Origin of the sequence: Streptomyces actuosus (genome assembly GCF_016921115.1) — a bacterium.
Taxonomy (GTDB): Bacteria; Actinomycetota; Actinomycetes; order Streptomycetales; family Streptomycetaceae; genus Streptomyces; species Streptomyces actuosus_A.
Window position 1 is genome coordinate 1 of sequence record NZ_JAFFZS010000101.1, and the last position, 1,330, is coordinate 1,330.

Below are 1,330 nucleotides of genomic sequence, written 5' to 3' on the forward strand. Positions count from 1 at the left end.
TGAACCGCCCCGTGTCAGGTAGAGACTCGATTCCGTGAAAGGATTGAGTCATGGCACGACCCTCCCGTTACCCGCTTGAGCTGCGCCGTCGCGCGGTGCGCATGGTCGCCGAGGTGCGCGACGACTACCCGAACGAGACGGCCGCCCTGCAGGCGGTGGCGGACAAGCTCGACATCGGTTCCCGCGAGACGCTGCGGAACTGGGTTAAGCAGTACGAGATCGACGCGGGGCAGCGTCCAGGGACGACGACGGAGGAGTCCGCCCAGCTCAAGGCGTTGAAGAAGGAGAACGCCGAGCTGAAGCGGGCGAACGAGATCCTGAAGGCCGCCGCGAGTTTCTTCGCGGCCGAGCTCGACCGGCCACACACGCGCTCGTAGCGTTCATCGACGAGCACCGGGACCGCTTCGGCGGCGTCGAGCCGATCTGCAGGACGCTCACCGCACACGACTGCCAGATCGCCCCTTCCACGTACTACGCCCACAAGAAACGCCTCGAAACTCCCTCTGCCCGTTCCGTGCGCGACGAGGAGCTCAAGGAGAGGATCCAGGAGGTCTACACGTCCAACTACCGTGTCTACGGGGCCCGGAAGATCTGGCGCGAGCTGAACCGGCAGGGACATGCGGCGGCCCGCTGCACCGTCGAGCGCCTGATGCGCGAGCTCGGCATCCAGGGCGCGGTGCGCGGCAAACGCGTCATCACCACGATCCCCGGCGGACAGGCCGAGCGGGCCCCGGACCTGGTCGACCGCGACTTCGTCGCCGGCGCCCCGAACCGCTGCTGGGTAGCCGACTTCACGCACGTGAAGACCTTCGCCGGCGTCGTCTATGTCGCGTTCGTCGTGGACACCTTCTCGCGCCGGATCGTGGGCTGGTCGGCCGCCACGGTGAAGGAGACCGTGTTCGTACTGGACGCCCTGGAGATGGCGATCTGGCAGCGCGACCGTGACCAACATCCCATCCAGCCGGGCGAGTTGATACATCATTCGGACGCCGGGTCGCAGTACACGAGCTTCCGCCTCGCCGAGCACCTGGACGCCGCCGGCATCGCGGCGAGCATCGGATCCGTTGGTGACGCGTACGACAACGCCCTGATGGAGTCCACGATCGGCCTGTTCAAAACCGAGCTGATCAAGCCCCAGCACCCCTGGAAGACGCTCTCCCAGGTCGAGCTGGCCGCTGCCGAGTGGATCGACTGGTACAACCACCGCCGACTCCACGGTGAGATAGGGCACATCCCGCCCGTCGAATACGAAGCCAACTACTACACCGAACTCAAGAAACCCCAGGTCATCACCACAATCTGAGATCTCTACCGAACCCGGGGCGGTTCA

The 1,330-nt window shown here is 65.6% G+C and carries 1 protein-coding gene; it reads left to right on the plus strand.

Annotated elements, in window-relative coordinates:
- Positions 1 to 50 precede the first annotated feature (50 nt).
- A protein-coding gene (locus JS756_RS35710; RefSeq protein ID WP_205387424.1) for an IS3 family transposase occupies positions 51 to 1,303 on the plus strand; the annotation gives its coding sequence in 2 pieces (ribosomal slippage) (positions 51 to 333 and positions 333 to 1,303; 1,254 coding nt in all).
- The last annotated feature ends 27 nt before the right edge of the window (positions 1,304 to 1,330 follow it).